Origin of the sequence: Enterobacter sp. JMULE2, from assembly GCF_013337145.1 — a bacterium.
GTDB lineage: Bacteria > Pseudomonadota > Gammaproteobacteria > Enterobacterales > Enterobacteriaceae > Enterobacter > Enterobacter mori.
Map to the genome: position 1 here is coordinate 129631 of NZ_SGWD01000014.1, position 17085 is coordinate 146715.

Sequence of the window (17085 nt, forward strand, 5' to 3'; positions counted from 1 at the left end):
CATTTTATTTTTCTTTATTTACTCGAGCCGCCTCGCATTTCCCTAATATTCGACCCCTGTACATTTATCCATGGCAGTATAATAGCGCCAGTTAACCCAGCACTGAGAACTTGAAAGAATAGGTAAAAAGGTAAGAAAAGGAATCGCGGTACAAAGGTGTGCGACCACCTCCATACCGCTAACCACAAACAACTAATACGGAGTTGATTATGGCTGCGAAGAATTCTATGCCAGAGCGAGCTATTGCCCAAACAGAAAATACAGATTTAGAGATTCAGCAAGAAAATCGCGAGAAGCTACGCAAAAAACGCATCCGAGCATTGCATGACGAGCCGGTTCACTCTGCGTATCTTCATGAAAGAGGAGAGGCGGATTCCGCCTGTGTGGAACTTTATACTCGAATGGAGCGCAACTATCTGCCGTTAACCGGCGCGTGGATAACCCGCGCAGGGTTTAAAGCAGGAATAGCCGTGAAGATCCGCGTGATGCCGGATTGTATTGTGATTACGCCGCAAAATTCCCGTGAGCTGTGGGGCTGTCTGGAAGGCGTCAGCGCGACATATACCAATAAGCTGAAGGTGATGAAGTGGCTGGAGACATTTCCGGGAGCGTTAATTGATACAGGGGATTTGCCCGTTAACGAAAGTGGAAAAGGGTAACGCTAAAGATTAACCAAGCGATCCTGGAAATGCCAGGATCGCCGTTTCTGAGCGGCAGCATGCATTGATCTTTATGAGCCAGGTAAATTATGCGTTACTCTTCTCTTTCTGAGCTGGTTTCATCCATGCATCGCCATAAAGAATATTGCCTTTCACATAATTCCACTGAATGCCCCGGAATCGAAGTCCCACCACTTCATGCATATTCGGGGCTGAGCTGCCCGGGTAATAAACATGCGTGAAATCCAGAGATGAGATCACCACGCTATCAAGCGTAATGGTGTAGATCTCTCTTTCTGCTCCCGCTTCAACAATTTCATAATATTTGATAATGGCTTTTTGGAGCCGTCTGCCCTCGCAGGCGGCAACGGCAAGATAAGGGCTCACTTTATCTAATTGCTTATGCACGGTAACCGGACTATGCTGCCGTGTTCCGGTCATATTCCCGGTATGGCTGTCCACTGCCTGTTTTATGCCGTAACTGCTGTTCATAATTTCGATAGCACCTTCCCGGCCTGGCATCATACAGTCGCCCTGAACCTGCATTCCGTTCTCATCGTAGAGAAATAAGTAAGCGGGTAATGACATTATAATTCTCCTAAATTAGTAAGCTGTCCGTCATTATCAATGAAAAATTCGTGGTGATATTTTTTATTATTTAAACCATAGCTAATAACATACGTATAGCCATACTCCCAATTCACATCTATGCAACTGTTAGGATAAGACCAACTGATTTTATTCCTTCCCGAACTTGTGATGGTAGTAATGTCGGGACCTTTGATGGAATCAATAGTGTAATAGTTCACGACATCTTTTTTATCATTACTAAAGCAAACATGGTTACCATCAATAAAAGTAGCTCTGGGATGAGACAACGGCGGGCAACCAGGGCACCCCGTCAGGAGAATACATAATGGTGAGATGAGCGTTATAGTTTTCATCCTGGGAATCCTTTCAGAATATTTTTATATTTTTGCAGCAGAGAATAAACGGGTTCATTCGAATTTATATCTCGATATTTTGGCAGGAATGTATATTTTTCAAACCCATAAAATTGTAATAACCAGTAGTCACTTACGATCGATGCTTGCTGTTCTAATCCGTAATGCAATAGATCTGCTTTATCAAAGCTATAGGTGTAGTCAGCAATACCAGAGAATAATCCCCTTGTTCTGACAAACATCCCTTTTTGGGCCTGCCAGACATGCATCATTTCATGCATGAATAGGTGTTTTTTATCTAACAATTTTTCTAATGAAAAATCCGGAGAATATGTGTCTTCTCTAAACCACATTTCCCCATTGGGACTCATCGCCACATCAACGGGTTGCAGATTAAAAGGAAGATAGCTTTCCCTGTGTACCCACACCAGATGATAACGGATGCTGTAACCGTAAAGCGTCTTCGCCAGGGCGATTTCACCAATTGTGAGCTGTCGGATCCCGCCCGGATTAATCGGGGTTCCCGAAGTGGGGTGAATTCTTTCATTAACCGGCATGTCAATTCCCTTTTATTAATATGGGTATTGGCCGTAAATAATACTCCTGACCGTGAGAGAAAAAAGAAAGCACATTTCCTAAAAATTCCGTCTGACAGTCCAGGTTGACACAACTTTAATGATAACCATTTTCATTTAAATATAGCCTGTGCTATACCTTATGGCACGGGCTAATTTTGCTTTGAATTTAATCACCTCAGGAGACTTCTGCGATGCACCCACGGCAAGGATTGAAGCGTCTGTTGCTCGGCGCGCTGCTCATGACTGCGACTACGACCGGCGCGCTGGCGGCTGAAAAGTTTCAGGTTATCACCACCTTTACCGTTATCGCTGATATGGCGAAAAACGTGGCGGGGGATGCCGCAGAGGTCACCTCCATCACCAAACCGGGCGCGGAAATTCACGAGTATCAGCCCACTCCGGGCGATATAAAACGCGCACAGAAGGCGCAGCTGATTCTGGCGAACGGCATGAATCTGGAACTCTGGTTCCAGCGCTTTTATCAGCACCTGAACGGCGTGCCGGAAGTGATTGTCACTAACGGCATTACGCCGATGGGGATCGGCGAGGGGCCGTATAACGGCAAGCCCAACCCGCACGCGTGGATGTCGCCGGACAACGCCCTGATTTACGTCGATAACATCCGCGACGCGCTGGTGAAGTATGATCCGGCCAACGCTCAGACCTACCAGCGCAACGCTGATGCTTACAAGCAGAAGATCACCGCCACTCTCGAACCGCTGCGCAAGCAGGTTGCGGAGATCCCGGAAGACAAGCGCTGGATGGTAACCAGCGAAGGTGCCTTCTCCTATCTGGCGCGGGATCTGGGGATGAAAGAGCTTTACCTGTGGCCGATCAACGCCGATCAGCAGGGCACGCCCCAGCAGGTGCGCAAGGTGATCGACCAGGTGAAAAAATATCATATCCCGGCGGTTTTCAGCGAAAGCACGGTCTCCGATAAGCCCGCGCGTCAGGTGGCGCGGGAAACCGACACCCACTACGGCGGCGTGCTGTACGTCGACTCCCTGAGCGCGGAAAACGGCCCGGTACCGACCTATATCGATCTGCTGAACGTCACCACCCGCACGCTGGTGCAGGGTATCCGTGACGGCATGAAGGAGTAACCATGCACAAGGGGATTGTTGTCACAGATGTGACCGTGACCTACCGCAACGGCCACACGGCGCTGCGCGACGCGTCGTTCAGCGTACCGGGCGGATCGATTGCCGCCCTCGTAGGCGTGAACGGTTCCGGCAAGTCCACGCTGTTCAAAGCGGTGATGGGCTTTGTGCGGGCGGCGAGCGGCACTATCACCATTCTGGGGCTGCCGCCTCACCGGGCGCTGCGCCAAAATCTGGTCGCCTACGTGCCGCAGTCGGAAGAGGTTGACTGGTCGTTTCCGGTGCTGGTCGAAGATGTGGTGATGATGGGCCGCTACGGGCACATGGGGTTTCTGCGTCGGCCCAAAGATCGCGACAGACAAATCGTGACCGACGCCCTGAAGCGCGTGGATATGCTCGAGCTGCGCCATCGGCAGATTGGCGAGCTGTCCGGCGGGCAGAAGAAGCGCGTGTTTCTGGCCCGGGCGATTGCCCAGCAGGGCGAGGTGATCCTGCTCGACGAGCCGTTTACCGGCGTGGACGTCAAAACCGAAGCCAGGATCATCAGCCTGCTGCGCGAGCTTCGCGACGAGGGCAAAACAATGCTGGTCTCGACCCATAACCTGGGCTCGGTCTCGGAGTTTTGTGATTACACGGTGATGGTCAAGGGCACCGTTCTGGCGAGCGGCCCGACGGAAACCACCTTTACCGCCGAGAATCTCGAGCGCGCCTTTAGCGGCGTGCTGCGCCACGTGGTGCTCAGCGGTTCGGAAGATCGCATTATTACCGACGACGAACGCCCCTTCGTGACGCACCGACAGGAGGCCAAATGAACGCGCTTCTCGAACCCTTCGGCTACGAGTACATGCTCAACGCGATGTGGGTCTCGGCGATGGTGGGCGGGCTGTGCGCGTTTCTCTCCTGCTACCTGATGCTTAAAGGCTGGTCGCTGATCGGCGATGCACTGTCGCACTCCATCGTGCCCGGCGTGGCGGGCGCTTACATGCTCGGGCTGCCGTTCTCGCTGGGGGCGTTCCTGTCAGGCGGACTGGCGGCGGGCAGCATGCTGTTTCTCAACCAGCGCAGCCGCCTGAAGGAGGATGCCATCATCGGGCTGATCTTCTCCTCCTTTTTCGGGCTGGGGCTGTTTATGGTCTCGCTCAACCCGACCTCGGTGAACATTCAGACCATCGTGCTCGGCAATATTCTGGCTATCGCCCCGGAGGATATCGTCCAGCTGGCGATTATCGGCGTGGTGTCGATGGTTATCCTGCTGTTCAAATGGAAAGATCTGATGGTGACCTTTTTTGATGAGAACCACGCCCGCGCCATCGGCCTGCGTCCTGAACGCCTGAAAATCCTCTTCTTTACCCTGCTGGCGGTCTCTACCGTGGCGGCGCTGCAAACCGTCGGCGCGTTTCTGGTGATCTGTCTGGTGGTCACCCCCGGCGCGACCGCGTGGCTGCTGACCGACCGCTTTCCGCGCCTGCTGATGATTGCGGTCGCCATTGGTAGCATCACCAGCTTCCTCGGCGCGTGGGCCAGCTACTATCTGGACGGCGCGACCGGCGGCATTATTGTCGTGGCCCAGACGCTGCTGTTCCTGCTGGCGTTCGTCTTTGCGCCGAAGCACGGGCTGCTCGCCAGCCGCCGTCGCGCACGTCGCGCGCAGGAGGCACATCCATGATGGCGCTGCTCCTTGAACCCTTCCAGTTTGCGTTTATGAACAACGCGCTGCTGATTTCACTCCTGGTGGCCGTGCCCTGTGCGCTGCTGTCGGTTTTTCTGGTGCTGAAAGGCTGGGCGCTGATGGGCGACGCCATGAGCCACGCGGTGTTTCCCGGTGTGGTGCTGGCGTGGATGATGGGCCTGCCGCTGGCGCTGGGGGCGTTTGTGGCCGGGTTGTTCTGCGCGGTCGCCACCGGATACCTGAAGGATAACAGCCGAATCAAGCAGGATACGGTCATGGGGATCGTGTTTTCCGGCATGTTCGGCGCGGGCCTGATCCTCTATATCGCCGTCAAACCCGAGGTGCATCTCGACCACATTCTGTTCGGCGATATGCTGGGCATTAACGGGATGGACATTCTGCAAAGCGGGATCGTGGCGGGGCTGATCGCGCTGGTGATTGGCCTGAAGTGGCGCGACTTTCTGCTGTTCTGCTTTGATTACCAGCAGGCGCAGGCGAGCGGGCTGCGCACCCGCTGGCTGCACTACGGCTTACTGTGCATGGTCTCGCTGACCATCGTGGCGACGCTGAAGGCGGTGGGGATTATTCTGTCGATTTCGCTGCTGATTGCCCCCGGCGCGGTGGCGGTGCTGATCACCCGACGCTTCCACATGGCGCTGCTGGTCGCGGTCGCCGTTTCAGCCCTCGTGTCGGTAAGCGGTGTGTATGCGTCGTTTTATCTCGACAGCGCGCCTGCGCCGACCATTGTGGTCCTGTTCGCGATGGTGTTTATCGTGACGTTTGTGGTGACCAGCGTGAAGGCTCGTCGCCAGGAGCGTGTGACAGCAGGGTGATGACCTGTTCACCGTGCTGCTGCCAGTGCAGGGGGAAGGCGGTGCCTTCTTCAAAGCCTGCCAGTTGACGGGTCAACGCCAGCGTGAGCGTCTTGTCGTCGAGCTTGGTAACGCGGGCGCAGTCAAAACCCATCCAGGCCTGTACCTGCGGAAAGTGGGCCTTAAACAGGCTCTCTTTGGCGCTGAAGACCAGCGTCAGGGCGAGGGCGAACGGGTATCCCTGGCGGGAAAGCACAGGTTCTTCCTGCGTATCAATAATGCCGTCTTTGATTTCCCTGGCTTCGTTTTCGGAGAGGATCGTTTCACAATCGATGCCGATAAGCGCCGGGTATTGCGTGACGACGGCTATCGCCTGCGTGCCGCTGTGGGTGATGCTGCCGGAAATACCTTGCGGCCAGAGCGGTTCCCCGCTGGGGCCGATGGCGGGCATGGTGTGGTCAGGTAAGGCGTGCGCGGCGGCGATGCGGCCTGCCAGGTGGTCGGCCTTGCGTTTGCGTCCGGCGTCAGCGAGCTGCGCGTGATGGGGGAGCCAGAGGAGATCGGCGTCGGTAAAGGTGGCGGGGTCGAAAGTGATGCGGTGGAGGGTGTGGCCGGCGAGAGAAAATGTGCTGTGGGTGGTGTGCATGGTTTTCCCTTCAGTATTGTGCGGCCTGATGCCCTCACCCCGGCCCTCTCCCATGGGGAGAGGGGGAAGTCACTGCCTTTATCAGAACCTCGTATTCACGCTCATATACCAGGTCCGGCCCGGTTCATTATACGTATACGCACCCGCACCGTACATATACGCACCGGTAGTGGTGTTGCCCGTGGTCTGGGCATTACCCGCGCGCCACTGGCGTTTGTCGAAGACGTTATCCACGCCGCCGGTCAGGCTGACGTTTTTGGTCATGTCCCAGGTCGCGCTCAGGCCCACGATGCTGTACGGGCTGACTTCGTCTTTCTCAGACCCGGTCACCGGCTGACCTTTGTAGTTGTACTTCTTCGGCTGCTGCTTGCCGTACCAGGTAAAGGTCGACTGGAGCGACACGTCCTGATGCACCTGCCAGCTCAGGGTGGAGTTCAGCGTGTACTCCGGAATGATCGACAGACGATCGCCGGTCTCCTTGTTCTTGCTCTGCAGCATGTAGGTGATGTTGTTGGTCCAGTTGATGGTGTCGCTGACCGGCACGTTCAGGGAGCCTTCCAGACCTTCGACCACCGCCTTCGGCACGTTTTCCCACTGGTAGATATCGGTGGTGACTTTGCCGGTGGACGTCTGGCCAATCGGCGCGTAGCCCGCTTCAATCTTGTTGCGATAGTCGTTGCGGAACCAGGTCACGCCCGCCAGCCAGCCGTCGCGTTTCCACTCCAGGCCAATCTCTTTGTTGATGCTGGTTTCAGCTTTCAGGTCGTCGTTGCCCATCATGTAGCAGCCCACGCCGTCGGAGCTTGCGTAGCAGCCCTGACCTTTGCTGTAGAGCAGGTAGTTCGGGTTGGTCTGGTACAGGCTCGGCGCTTTGTAGGCGCGCGCGATGCCCATCTTCAGCGTGAAGTCATCACCCAGACCTTGCGACAGGTTGAGCGACGGGCTCCAGTTATTGCCGACGATGGTGTGGTGGTCGAAGCGCAGCGCCGGGGTCAGCATGGTGCTGTCGGTCAGCTCCATGTTGTTTTCGGCGAACAGGGAGAAGATCTCCGCCGAGGTGTACGGGCTGCGGTCGTCGCTCATGCCCGGGATGGTGCCGCCCTGCAGGGTTTGCGAGAAGGAGGTGGAGTCCTTCATGCGCTGCTGGTTCCACTCGGTGCCCAGGGTCAGGTTCTGGTTGACGATGAAATCAATCGGCAGGTTGATTTCGCTGTGCAGCATCACGTCGGCCAGGTCGGTGTCGGTGAATTTATTGCTGTTGAACAGGCCTTCCGTACCGCCCGCCAGCCCTTCGCCCAGGCGGGAGTTGCGGGTATGTTCGTACTGCGCCCAGTTGCTGGTGGTGATACCGTTATCCCAGCCGCCGTTCCAGGTCACCGCGAAGTTCTGGCGGTAGATACGGTTAGTCTCTTTACCGTAGTTCTTCTTCACCAGCGCGTTGTCGTTGTTGGTGTTCTGCGTGTCGCCCGCGTAGAGGTTGTTCTGGCGGCTGTAGCCCGCCTCAAACTCAAGGGATTGCATAGGCGCGAAGTCCCAGCGCACCACGCCGTTGATGTCCTTGTTTTCCACGCCCTCACGGCCAGCCGGCAGGGTGTTGGCGTAGGCACCGGTACGATCGGACTGGTGGCCCTGGTTGATGTCCCATGCGTCGGCCTGGGTTTTGTCCAGGTTGCCGAACATGCGGAAGCTGAAATCGCCGCCCAGCGGACCGCTGAGGCTGAAGTTGGTGCGCTTGGTGGAACCTTCGTCCTTGTGTTCTGGCGCATTCAGGTAGGTGTTCCAGGAACCGTGCCACTGGTTGTCGAATTTTTTGGTGATGATGTTCACCACGCCGCCAGCCGCGCCGTTACCGTAGCGCGCGGCGGCCGGGCCGCGGATCACTTCGATGCGTTCGATCATCTCTGGCGGCACCCAGCCGGTATCGCCGCGGGTGTCACGCTCGCCGCGCCAGCCCAGACGGATGGAGTTACGGCTGGTCACCGGCTTGCCGTCGATCAGGATCAGGGTGTTTTCCGGGCCCATGCCGCGGATATCAATCTGACGGTTGTTCCCGCGCTGGCCGCTGGTGGAGTTTCCGGTCAGGTTAACGCCCGGCATGGTGCGGATGATTTCCGCCACGTCCCGCGCGGGCGGGTTTTTGCGGATTTCATCGGCGGTGATGGTCGACACGCCTGGCGCCTGCAGGTTCTGCTCGGCGGCGGTGATCACCATCGTGTCTTCGTGCTGCGCGGCGGTGGCGGTGTTGTCGTCTGCCAGAGCGGGCAGCGCGACACCATAAATCCCTAAATTGACCAGCAAGGCCAGAGAGTGAATCTTCTTATTCATTGTACGTCCCGCTTTTATGGTTATTTAATGAGCGCGCTTCCCACAGCGCGGGCATTACGCTATTGCAAATGCAAATAGTTATCAATAATATTATCAATAAAATTTGTCCTGAAACAAAAAAGACTGTTAAACATGAGGTTATAAGGGTGACGGCGTTAACAACGGGAAGTGAAGCCTGGTGGCAGTCGAAAAACGGGCCAGAATGGGAACGTCTGAAGGCGAGCTATCGCGTCACCTTCTGGTGGCGTGACCCGGCAGGAACGCAGAAAACGTCAACGGTTAAACGCGTCTGGCTCTACATCACCGGCGTGACCGATCATCATCAAAATGCCCGTCCGCAGTCCCTTGAACGTATCTCGGATACCGACGTCTGGCAGTGGCGGGGCGAGTTCAGCCCTGAATGGCGCGGCAGCTACTGTTTTATCCCCTCCGATAACGAAAATGATTTTGCCAGCGAAGTGTTTGAAGGCGAGCAGCCGGACCGCATGGCGCTGCGCGAAGGTTGGCGCAAGCTGTTGCCGCACGCGGTCTCCGACCCGCTGAATCCGCAGAGCTGGCGCGGCGGGCGCGGTCATGCCGTCTCGGCGCTGGAGATGCCGGACGCGCCCGTTCAGCCCGGCTGGGATCGTCCCGATACACCGTATCAGTCGCCGGTCTGCATTGAGTGGAACAGTGCACGTCTCAACAACCGCCGCCGCGTGTGGATTTTTACCACCGGCGATGATGACCCGGAGCGCCCGCTGGCGGTGCTGCTCGACGGGCAGTTCTGGGCCGAAAGCATGCCCGTCTGGCCTGCGCTGGCGTCGCTGACCCGCGACGGCAAACTGCCGCCTGCGGTCTACGTCTTAATTGATGCGATCGACACGGAACATCGCAGCCGGGAACTGCCCTGTAATCCCGATTTCTGGCTGGCGGTGCAGGAAGAACTCCTTCCTCTTGTGACAACAACCGCCTCGTTCAGCGACCGCGCCGATCGGACCATCGTGGCAGGCCAGAGCTTTGGTGGCCTCTCTTCGCTCTATGCGGGCCTCAACTGGCCGCAGCGTTTTGGCTGCATCCTCAGCCAGTCCGGCTCCTACTGGTGGCCGCACCGCGGCGCGCAGCAGGATGGGCTGCTCATCGAACAACTGAAAGCGGGTGAAAAAACCGCACGCGGGCTGCGCATTGTCCTCGAGGCCGGGCGCAACGAGCCGCTTATCTTCCGCGCGAATCAGGCGATTTTCGCCGAACTACACACGCAGCAGCCGATTTTCTGGCGTCAGGTTGACGGCGGACACGATGCGCTTTGCTGGCGCGGTGGGCTGACGCAGGGGCTGATGACCCTCTGGCAGCCGCTTATTCACTAACGGAGTCTGTATGGAATTCAGCAATCCTTTCGATAATCCGCAGGGACAGTTCGCCATTCTGCAAAACGACCAGGGGCAGTACAGCCTGTGGCCGCAGCAGTGCGAACTGCCCGCAGGCTGGCGCGTTGTCTGCGAGCCGCAGTCCCAGGAGGCGTGCCAGCAGTGGCTTGCCGGGCATTGGCAAACGCTTATCCCGTCCCATTTTGCGGAGGGGAGCGCATGAACCGTCTTCCTCTCGTTGCCGCCCAGCCGGGTATCTGGATGGCGGAGCAGCTTTCCTCCCTGCCAAACGCCTGGAGCGTGGCGCACTACACCGAACTGAAAGGCGACATTGACGCGCCATTGCTGGCAAAAGCGATTGCTGAAGGCATGATGCAGGCCGATACCCTGCGGATGCGTTTTACCGAGGATAACGGCGAGGTGTGGCAGTGGGTGGATGACACCTTCATTCTGCCGGAGCCGTCCATCGTTCGCGCTACCTCTCACGACGACGCCGTGGCGCTGATGGAGGCCGATCTTAACCAGAACCTGCGCGTCGACAGCGGGCAGCCGCTGGCGTTTCACCAGCTGATTCAGGTGGGGGCAAGCCACTGGTACTGGTATCAGCGCTATCACCATCTGGTGGTGGATGGCTTCAGCTTCCCGGCCATTACCCGCCAGATCGCCGCGATTTATACCGCCTGGAAAAAGGGTGAACCGACGCCTGCATCCCCGTTTACACCGTTTGCCGAGGTGGTGGACGAGTATCAGCGCTATCGCGACAGCGAGGCATACGCGCGCGACGGTGCCTTCTGGGCAGAGCAGCGCAAGCAGCTTCCTTCTCCGGTCTCGCTCTCTTCCGCGCCGCTGCCGGGACGCGCCGCCACTACCGACATTCTGCGCCTGAAAATTGCAATGGACGGCCGCGCCTTTAGCCAGCTTGCACAGGCGGCAGGGCAGGCGCAGCGCACCGATCTGGCGCTTGCGCTGGTGGCGCTGTGGCTGGGCCGCCTGACCGGACGGCTGGACTACGCCGCCGGGTTTATCTTTATGCGCCGCATGGGTTCCGCGGCGCTCACCGCGACCGGGCCGGTGCTCAACGTCCTGCCGCTGGCGGTCAATATCGACGCGCAGGAGAGCCTGCCCGCGCTGGCGCTGCGACTGGCTAACCAGCTGAAAAAAATGCGCCGCCATCAGCGCTACGACGCCGAGCAGATCGTACGCGACAGCGGGCGTGCCGCAGGCGACGAAGCGCTGTTTGGCCCGGTGCTGAACGTTAAGGTTTTCGATTATCAGCTGGATATCGACGGCGTGGAGGCCATCACCCATACGCTGGCAACCGGCCCGGTGAACGATCTCGAGCTGGCGCTGTTCCCGGACGAGCAGGGCGAGCTCCGCATTGAGATCCTCGCCAATAAACAGCGTTACGATGAGGCGACGCTTACCCGTCACGTGGCGCGCCTGAACGCGATGCTGCTGCAGTTTTCGGCTAATCCGGACCTGCGCTGCGGCGAAGTGGAAACCGTTTCAGAACAGGAATACGCGAAGCTCGCCCGCATCAACGATACCGGGCTGGCGCTGCCGTCTACCACGCTGGCGGATCTGGTGGCGGAGCAGGCGAGCAAAACGCCGGACGCCCCTGCGCTGGCGGATGTGCACATCGAACTGAACTATCGCCAGATGCGCGAGCAGGTCGTCGCGCTGGCAAACCTGTTGCGCGCGCGCGGTGTGAAGCCGGGCGACAGCGTGGCGGTGGCACTCCCGCGATCGGTGTTCCTGACGCTGGCGCTGCACGGCATCGTCGAGGCCGGTGCCGCGTGGCTGCCGCTGGATACCGGCTACCCGGACGACCGCCTGCGGATGATGCTGGAGGACGCGAAGCCGTCCCTGCTCATTACCACCGACGAGCAGCTCCCGCGCTTTAGCGATCTGCCGATTACGACGTTTAGTTACAACACACTGTTACCGGCTGAGAATGCGGAACCGCTGCGCCTGGCGACGCCGGAGCAGACGGCGTACATCATCTTTACCTCCGGTTCGACGGGACGCCCGAAAGGGGTCATGGTCGGCCATACCGCAATCGTTAACCGCCTGAAGTGGATGCAGGACCATTACCCTCTGACGGCGTTTGACGTGGTGGCGCAGAAAACGCCGTGCAGCTTTGACGTGTCGGTGTGGGAGTTCTGGTGGCCGTTTATCGCCGGGGCGAAGCTGGTGATGGCCGAGCCGGACGCGCACCGCGATCCGCAGGCGATGCAGAGTTTCTTCGCGCAGTACGGCGTGACCACCACCCACTTCGTGCCGTCGATGCTGGCGGCGTTTGTCGCCTCGCTGACGCCGGAAAACGCGGCGTGCTGCAAAACCCTTAAGCAGGTGTTCTGTAGCGGCGAAGCGCTGCCGACCGAGCTGTGCCGGGAGTGGGAACAGCTCACCCGTGCGCCGCTGCACAACCTCTATGGTCCAACGGAAGCGGCGGTGGATGTGAGCTGGTATCCGGCGTTTGGCCCCGAGCTGGCGGCGGTGGAGGGCAACAGCGTGCCCATTGGCTTCCCGGTGTGGAACACGGGGCTACGCATCCTTGACGCGATGATGCGCCCGGTGCCGTTCGGCGTGGCGGGGGATCTGTATCTCACCGGCATTCAGCTGGCGCAGGGGTATCTGGGCCGTCCGGACCTCACCGCCAGCCGCTTTATCGCCGACCCGTTTGCCCCCGGCGAGCGCATGTACCGCACCGGCGACGTTGCCCGCTGGCTGGACAACGGCGCGGTGGAATATCTCGGCCGCAGCGACGATCAGCTGAAAATTCGCGGCCAGCGCATTGAGCTCGGCGAAATCGACCGGGCGATGCTCGCGCAGCCTGATGTGGCCCAGGCGGTGGTGCACGCCTGCGTGTTCAACCAGGCGGCTGTCACGGGCGGCGATGCCCGCCAGCTGGTGGGATACGTTGTCTCCGAATCCGGCTTACCGCTGGATCGCGACGCGCTGCTGGCGTCGCTCAAAGCCCAGCTGCCGCCGCACATGGTGCCGGTGGTGCTGCTGCAAATCAGCGCTCTGCCGCTCAGCGCGAACGGCAAGCTGGACCGCAAGGCGCTGCCGCTGCCGGAGCTGACCAGTAAAACCTCCGGCCGCGCGCCGGAGACGGAAACCGAAGCCGCCGTCGCGCAGGCGTTTTCCGCGCTGCTGGGCTGTGAGGTGAACGACATTGAAGCCGACTTCTTTTCCCTCGGCGGTCATTCGCTGCTGGCGATGCGCCTCGCGGCACAGCTCAGCCGCGCGTTTGCCCGCAAGGTCACGCCGGGGCAGATTATGGTCGCCTCCACGGTGAGCAAGCTCAGCGCGCTGCTGGACTCGCAGATGAGCGACGAGCAGGCGCAGCGTCTGGGGTATGAAACCCTTCTGCCGCTGCGCGAAGGTAATGGCCCAACGCTGTTTTGCTTCCATCCGGCGTCCGGCTTTGCCTGGCAGTTTAGCGTGCTAGCGCGCTACCTCAGCCCGCGCTGGTCCATCATGGGCATTCAGTCATCGCGCCCGGAAGGGCCGATGCAGCAATGTGCGGATCTGGATGGAGTAATCAAACATCACCTGAATACGTTGCGTAAGCAGCAGCCGCAGGGGCCGTATTACCTGTTCGGCTATTCCCTCGGCGGCACGCTGGCGCAGGGCATTGCGGCGCGTCTTCGCGAGTTGGGTGAAGAGGTGGCCTTCCTCGGCCTGCTGGATACCTGGCCACCGGAAACCCAGAACTGGGCGGAGAAAGAGGCCAACGGCCTCGACCCGGAGGTGCTGGCGGAAATCGAGCGCGAGCGCCAGGCGTTTATCGCCGCTCAGCAGGGGCAAGGCTCCAGCGAGCTGTTTAGCGCCATTGAGGGCAACTACGCCGACGCGGTGCGGCTGCTCACCACGGCGCACAGCGCGCGGTTTGAGGGTAAAGCGACGCTGTTTGTCGCCGAGCGCACGCGAACGATGGATCCGCAGGTCGCGTGGGCACCGTGGGTGTCGGAGCTTGAGGTGTACAGCCAGGACTGCGCCCACGTGGATATCATTTCACCGCAGGCGTTTGAGAAGATTGGGCCGGTACTGAAGGAAATTTTAGTATAGTGCAAATGCCCGGTGGCGCTGCGCTTACCGGGCCTACGGGAGCCGAGTGTAGGCCGGGTAAGGCGCAGCCGCCACCCGGCAATTACCGCCGACCTAACGGCACCACCAGCGGCGTGCCCGCCACCGGATCGTCAATAATCATGCAGCGCATGCCGTAGATCCGCTCGATCAGCTCCGGCGTCACAATCTCCTTCGGCGCGCCCTGTGCCACAATCTCACCGTCTCGCAAGGCGATCAGATGCGTGGCGTAGCGGCACGCCTGGTTTAAATCGTGCAGCACCGCTGCCAGGGTATAGCCCTGCGTGCGGTTCAGCTCGCTCAGCAGCTCCAGCAGGTCAATCTGATGGCTGATGTCGAGCCAGGTCGTCGGCTCGTCCAGCAGCATGATGGAGGTCTCCTGCGCCAGCACCATCGCGATCCACGCGCGCTGACGCTGCCCGCCGGAAAGGGTGTCCACGCTCTGCTGGGCCAGGTCGGTAATCCCCGTCGCCTGCATCGCGCGGTTCACCGCCTCGTCATCCTCTTTACGCCAGCGGGTGAACAGCGGCTGGTGCGGGTAGCGCCCGCGCGAGACCAGCTCCTGTACCGTGATGTCTCCCGGCGTGGTGGCGTTTTGCGCCAGCAGCCCGATGCGCCGCGCCACCTCTTTGCTGGCGAAGCGCTGGATCTGCTCCCCGTCGAGGAACACGCTGCCTTCAGCCGGCGTCATCAGGCGGCTCAGCGTGCGCAGCAGGGTCGATTTGCCGCAGCCGTTCGGCCCGATGATTGCCGTAAAATGACCGTCCGGAATGGCGACGGATAAGTCACGGGCAATGATTTTTTTGCCGTAGCCGAGGGTAAGATTTTCGCCGCGCAAGCGGGTGGTTGTGTCTGTCATTTCTTGCGTGACTCCTGAACGAGCAAGACGATGAGGTAAATCCCGCCGAGGCTGACGGTCACCACGCCTACCGGCAGTTGATAAGGCATAAACAGCCGCTGGGCGCAGAGATCGGCGGCCAGCAGCAACAATGCGCCGCACAGCGCCGCCTGGGTTAAGCCCCAGCGCGCCGTCCCGCTAAGGCGGCGGGCGATGTGCGGTGCCACGAGGGCGATAAACGAGATCGGCCCGGCGATAGCGGTAGAGGCGGCAGTCAGCAGTACGGCGACCAGCATCAGCATCAGGCGCGAGCGCTCGACGCCCACCCCCAGCGCGCAGGCGCTGTCGTCGCCCATCTCCAGCAGGCGCATGCGTCGCACCAGCAGCAGCGCGCCGATAAACATCAGCAAAATCAGCGGCGCGGCGGGCCAGGTTTTACCCCACGTCAGGCCGTTGAGGGAACCGGCATACCACAGCCCGGCGGAGAGCGCGGTTTCCAGCGAAGCCTGTAGCAGAAGCCAGGTGTTAAACGCCATCAGCATGGCGCGGATGCCGATCCCGATGATGATCAGGCGGAAGGTGTCGATGCCGTTGCGCCAGGCCAGCGCCCAGATCAGTAATGACGTCAGAATGCCGCCCGCCATCGCCGTAAAGGTAATCGCCGTCAGGTGCTGACCAAACAGCACCATCGCCACCAGCACGCCGCTCCAGGCCCCGGTGTTGAGGCCCATCACGTCCGGGCTGCCGAGCGGGTTGCGCATCAGCGACTGGAATATCGCACCGCTCACCCCGAGCGCCGCGCCCACCAGAATCGCCATCGCCACGCGCGGCAGTCGCCACTCCGTCACCACCATGGTGATGTTGCGCGGCGCGCTGCCGAGCAGGGCGTTGAAGACCTGAGTGAAGTCGAGCGTCACCGCGCCGCTGCGCAGGCTCCAGACCGCCAGCAGCAGAATGGCGATAAGCAGCAGCGAGACGCTGGTGAGTAAACGACGGGACGGGGCCATCATGCGCCACCTCCGCGTTTACGGCGTACCAGGAAGATCAGCACCGGCGCGCCGATAAAGGCGCTGACCACCGAGACGCGCAGTTCACCGGGCACCAGCAGGCGGCCCAGCACGTCGGCAAACAGCAGCAGGGCAGGGGTCGCCAGCAGCGTGACCGGCAGCGACCAGCGGTGATCCGCCCCCACCAGCCAGCGCGCCATGTGCGGCATCATCAGGCCAATAAAGGCGATCGGGCCGACCACCGCGGTCGCGCTGCCGCACAGCACGGTGATGGCAAGCAGACCAATCAGCTGCGTGCGCGCCACGCGGTTGCCGAGGGCGGTCGCGGTGTCGCTGCCGAGACTCAGGCTGTTGAGCGCGCGGCTTAAAAACAGCGCCACGGCGGCAGCGATAATGACCGGGATCGCCACCACTTTTAACGTTTCAAGGGTGCGGATATCCAGCGAACCGGCCTGCCAGAAGCGCAACTGGTCGTAAACGTCCGGGTTGAGCAGGGCGATGCCGTTGGATAAGCCTTCCAGCACCGCCGCGAGCGCCACGCCCGCAAGCGTCAGGCGGACCGGACTCAGCTGGCCGCCGCCCTGGCTGCCGGTAAAGGCGACGACCAGCGAGGCGGCCAGCGCGCCGCAGAAGGCCATCGCCAGCTGTTCGGACGGAGAGGTCAACCCGAACAGCGCCGCGCCGAGCACGATGGCAAAGCTGGCGCCGGAGTTAACGCCGAGAATGCCGGGGTCCGCCAGCGGGTTACGGGTAAGGGTTTGCATCAGGGCACCGGCAAGGCCGAGCGCGCCACCCGCCAGCAGTCCGGCAAGCGTGCGGGGGAGTCGGGCGTCGAGCACGATAATGCAGTCGGCGCTCTGGCAGGTGCCGGAGAGTGCATCAACGATAACGGATGCGGGCAGCGGCTTCGCGCCGACCAGCAGGCTGAGTGCAACCGCAAGGCTCAGGAGCAGCAGTAAAACGGGCACGGCAACGGCGCGCACCGCAGAAGAGGAAAACGACATAGCAACATCCATGATTTGATAATGATAGTGATTATCGTTATCTATCTTATTTGGCTATGTTA

Annotated in this window: 16 protein-coding genes; 8 read left to right on the forward strand and 8 right to left on the reverse strand. The window is 59.9% G+C overall.

Translation table 11 applies throughout. From position 1 onward, the window contains the following. Positions 1–209: 209 nt before the first annotated feature. Positions 210–659, forward strand: a complete 450-nt coding sequence (locus EXW94_RS15895) for a SymE family type I addiction module toxin (RefSeq protein ID WP_174340512.1) — start codon at positions 210–212, stop codon at positions 657–659. Between the two features lie 87 nt (positions 660–746). Here EXW94_RS15895 and EXW94_RS15900 read toward each other — a convergent pair whose 3' ends face one another. From EXW94_RS15900 to EXW94_RS15910, 3 genes are read right to left on the reverse strand one after another with little or no spacing between them, the layout of a single operon-like run. After that, a complete protein-coding gene (locus tag EXW94_RS15900; protein ID WP_026080547.1) occupies positions 747–1247 on the reverse strand; it encodes a type VI secretion system tube protein Hcp in 501 nt (166 codons plus the stop codon). Further along, on the reverse strand, positions 1247–1603 hold the full coding sequence (locus tag EXW94_RS15905; RefSeq protein ID WP_174340513.1) for a putative T6SS immunity periplasmic lipoprotein: 357 nt from the start codon (positions 1601–1603) through the stop codon (positions 1247–1249). Before EXW94_RS15905 ends, EXW94_RS15900 begins: the two co-directional genes overlap by 1 nt. Next, complete coding sequence (locus EXW94_RS15910) at positions 1600–2160, reverse strand: hypothetical protein (protein ID WP_045339332.1); 561 nt, start codon at positions 2158–2160, stop codon at positions 1600–1602. Before EXW94_RS15910 ends, EXW94_RS15905 begins: the two co-directional genes overlap by 4 nt. A 212-nt stretch (positions 2161–2372) precedes the next feature. Here EXW94_RS15910 and EXW94_RS15915 point away from each other — a divergent pair, with 212 nt between their 5' ends. The 4 genes from EXW94_RS15915 to sitD are packed head-to-tail and all read left to right on the forward strand — an operon-like array spanning position 2373 to position 5783. After that, positions 2373–3284, forward strand: coding sequence for a metal ABC transporter substrate-binding protein (locus tag EXW94_RS15915; RefSeq protein WP_174340514.1), 912 nt, complete (start codon positions 2373–2375; stop codon positions 3282–3284). Positions 3285–3286: 2 nt separating this feature from the next. Beyond that, entirely contained in the window at positions 3287–4093 is an 807-nt protein-coding gene (gene sitB / locus EXW94_RS15920; protein WP_108415807.1) for an iron/manganese ABC transporter ATP-binding protein SitB, read from the forward strand. After that, positions 4090–4947 (forward strand): iron/manganese ABC transporter permease subunit SitC, encoded by an 858-nt coding sequence (gene sitC / locus EXW94_RS15925; RefSeq protein ID WP_174340515.1) that lies wholly within the window; start codon positions 4090–4092, stop codon positions 4945–4947. The genes sitB and sitC overlap by 4 nt, the downstream gene beginning before the upstream one ends. Beyond that, positions 4944–5783: an iron/manganese ABC transporter permease subunit SitD gene (gene sitD / locus EXW94_RS15930; RefSeq protein ID WP_174340516.1), complete on the forward strand. Its 840-nt coding sequence runs from the start codon at positions 4944–4946 to the stop codon at positions 5781–5783. Before sitC ends, sitD begins: the two co-directional genes overlap by 4 nt. Here sitD and entD read toward each other — a convergent pair. Beyond that, positions 5719–6408, reverse strand: coding sequence for an enterobactin synthase subunit EntD (gene entD, locus EXW94_RS15935; RefSeq protein ID WP_174340517.1), 690 nt, complete (start codon positions 6406–6408; stop codon positions 5719–5721). The genes sitD and entD overlap by 65 nt on opposite strands. 81 nt (positions 6409–6489) lie before the next feature. After that, positions 6490–8733: a TonB-dependent siderophore receptor gene (locus tag EXW94_RS15940; RefSeq protein WP_174340518.1), complete on the reverse strand. Its 2244-nt coding sequence runs from the start codon at positions 8731–8733 to the stop codon at positions 6490–6492. A gap of 146 nt (positions 8734–8879) precedes the next feature. On the opposite strand from EXW94_RS15940, the gene fes reads away from it, so the two are divergent. Genes fes through entF form a run of 3 tightly spaced genes read left to right on the forward strand, consistent with a single transcriptional unit; the run spans position 8880 to position 14156 of the window. Then, on the forward strand, positions 8880–10079 hold the full coding sequence (gene fes, locus EXW94_RS15945) for an enterochelin esterase (RefSeq protein ID WP_148400378.1): 1200 nt from the start codon (positions 8880–8882) through the stop codon (positions 10077–10079). A 10-nt stretch (positions 10080–10089) separates the two neighbouring features. Continuing rightward, positions 10090–10302 (forward strand): MbtH family protein, encoded by a 213-nt coding sequence (locus EXW94_RS15950; protein ID WP_174340519.1) that lies wholly within the window; start codon positions 10090–10092, stop codon positions 10300–10302. Beyond that, positions 10299–14156, forward strand: coding sequence for an enterobactin non-ribosomal peptide synthetase EntF (gene entF / locus EXW94_RS15955; protein WP_174340520.1), 3858 nt, complete (start codon positions 10299–10301; stop codon positions 14154–14156). Before EXW94_RS15950 ends, entF begins: the two co-directional genes overlap by 4 nt. Before the next feature lie 82 nt (positions 14157–14238). On the opposite strand, the gene fepC is transcribed toward entF, so the two are convergent. The 3 genes from fepC to fepD are packed head-to-tail and all read right to left on the reverse strand — an operon-like array spanning position 14239 to position 17023. After that, positions 14239–15033, reverse strand: coding sequence for an iron-enterobactin ABC transporter ATP-binding protein (gene fepC, locus EXW94_RS15960; RefSeq protein WP_148400379.1), 795 nt, complete (start codon positions 15031–15033; stop codon positions 14239–14241). After that, positions 15030–16019, reverse strand: coding sequence for an iron-enterobactin ABC transporter permease (gene fepG, locus EXW94_RS15965; RefSeq protein ID WP_126815882.1), 990 nt, complete (start codon positions 16017–16019; stop codon positions 15030–15032). Before fepG ends, fepC begins: the two co-directional genes overlap by 4 nt. Then, entirely contained in the window at positions 16019–17023 is a 1005-nt protein-coding gene (fepD, locus tag EXW94_RS15970; protein ID WP_174340521.1) for a Fe(3+)-siderophore ABC transporter permease, read from the reverse strand. Before fepD ends, fepG begins: the two co-directional genes overlap by 1 nt. Positions 17024–17085: the final 62 nt, after the last annotated feature.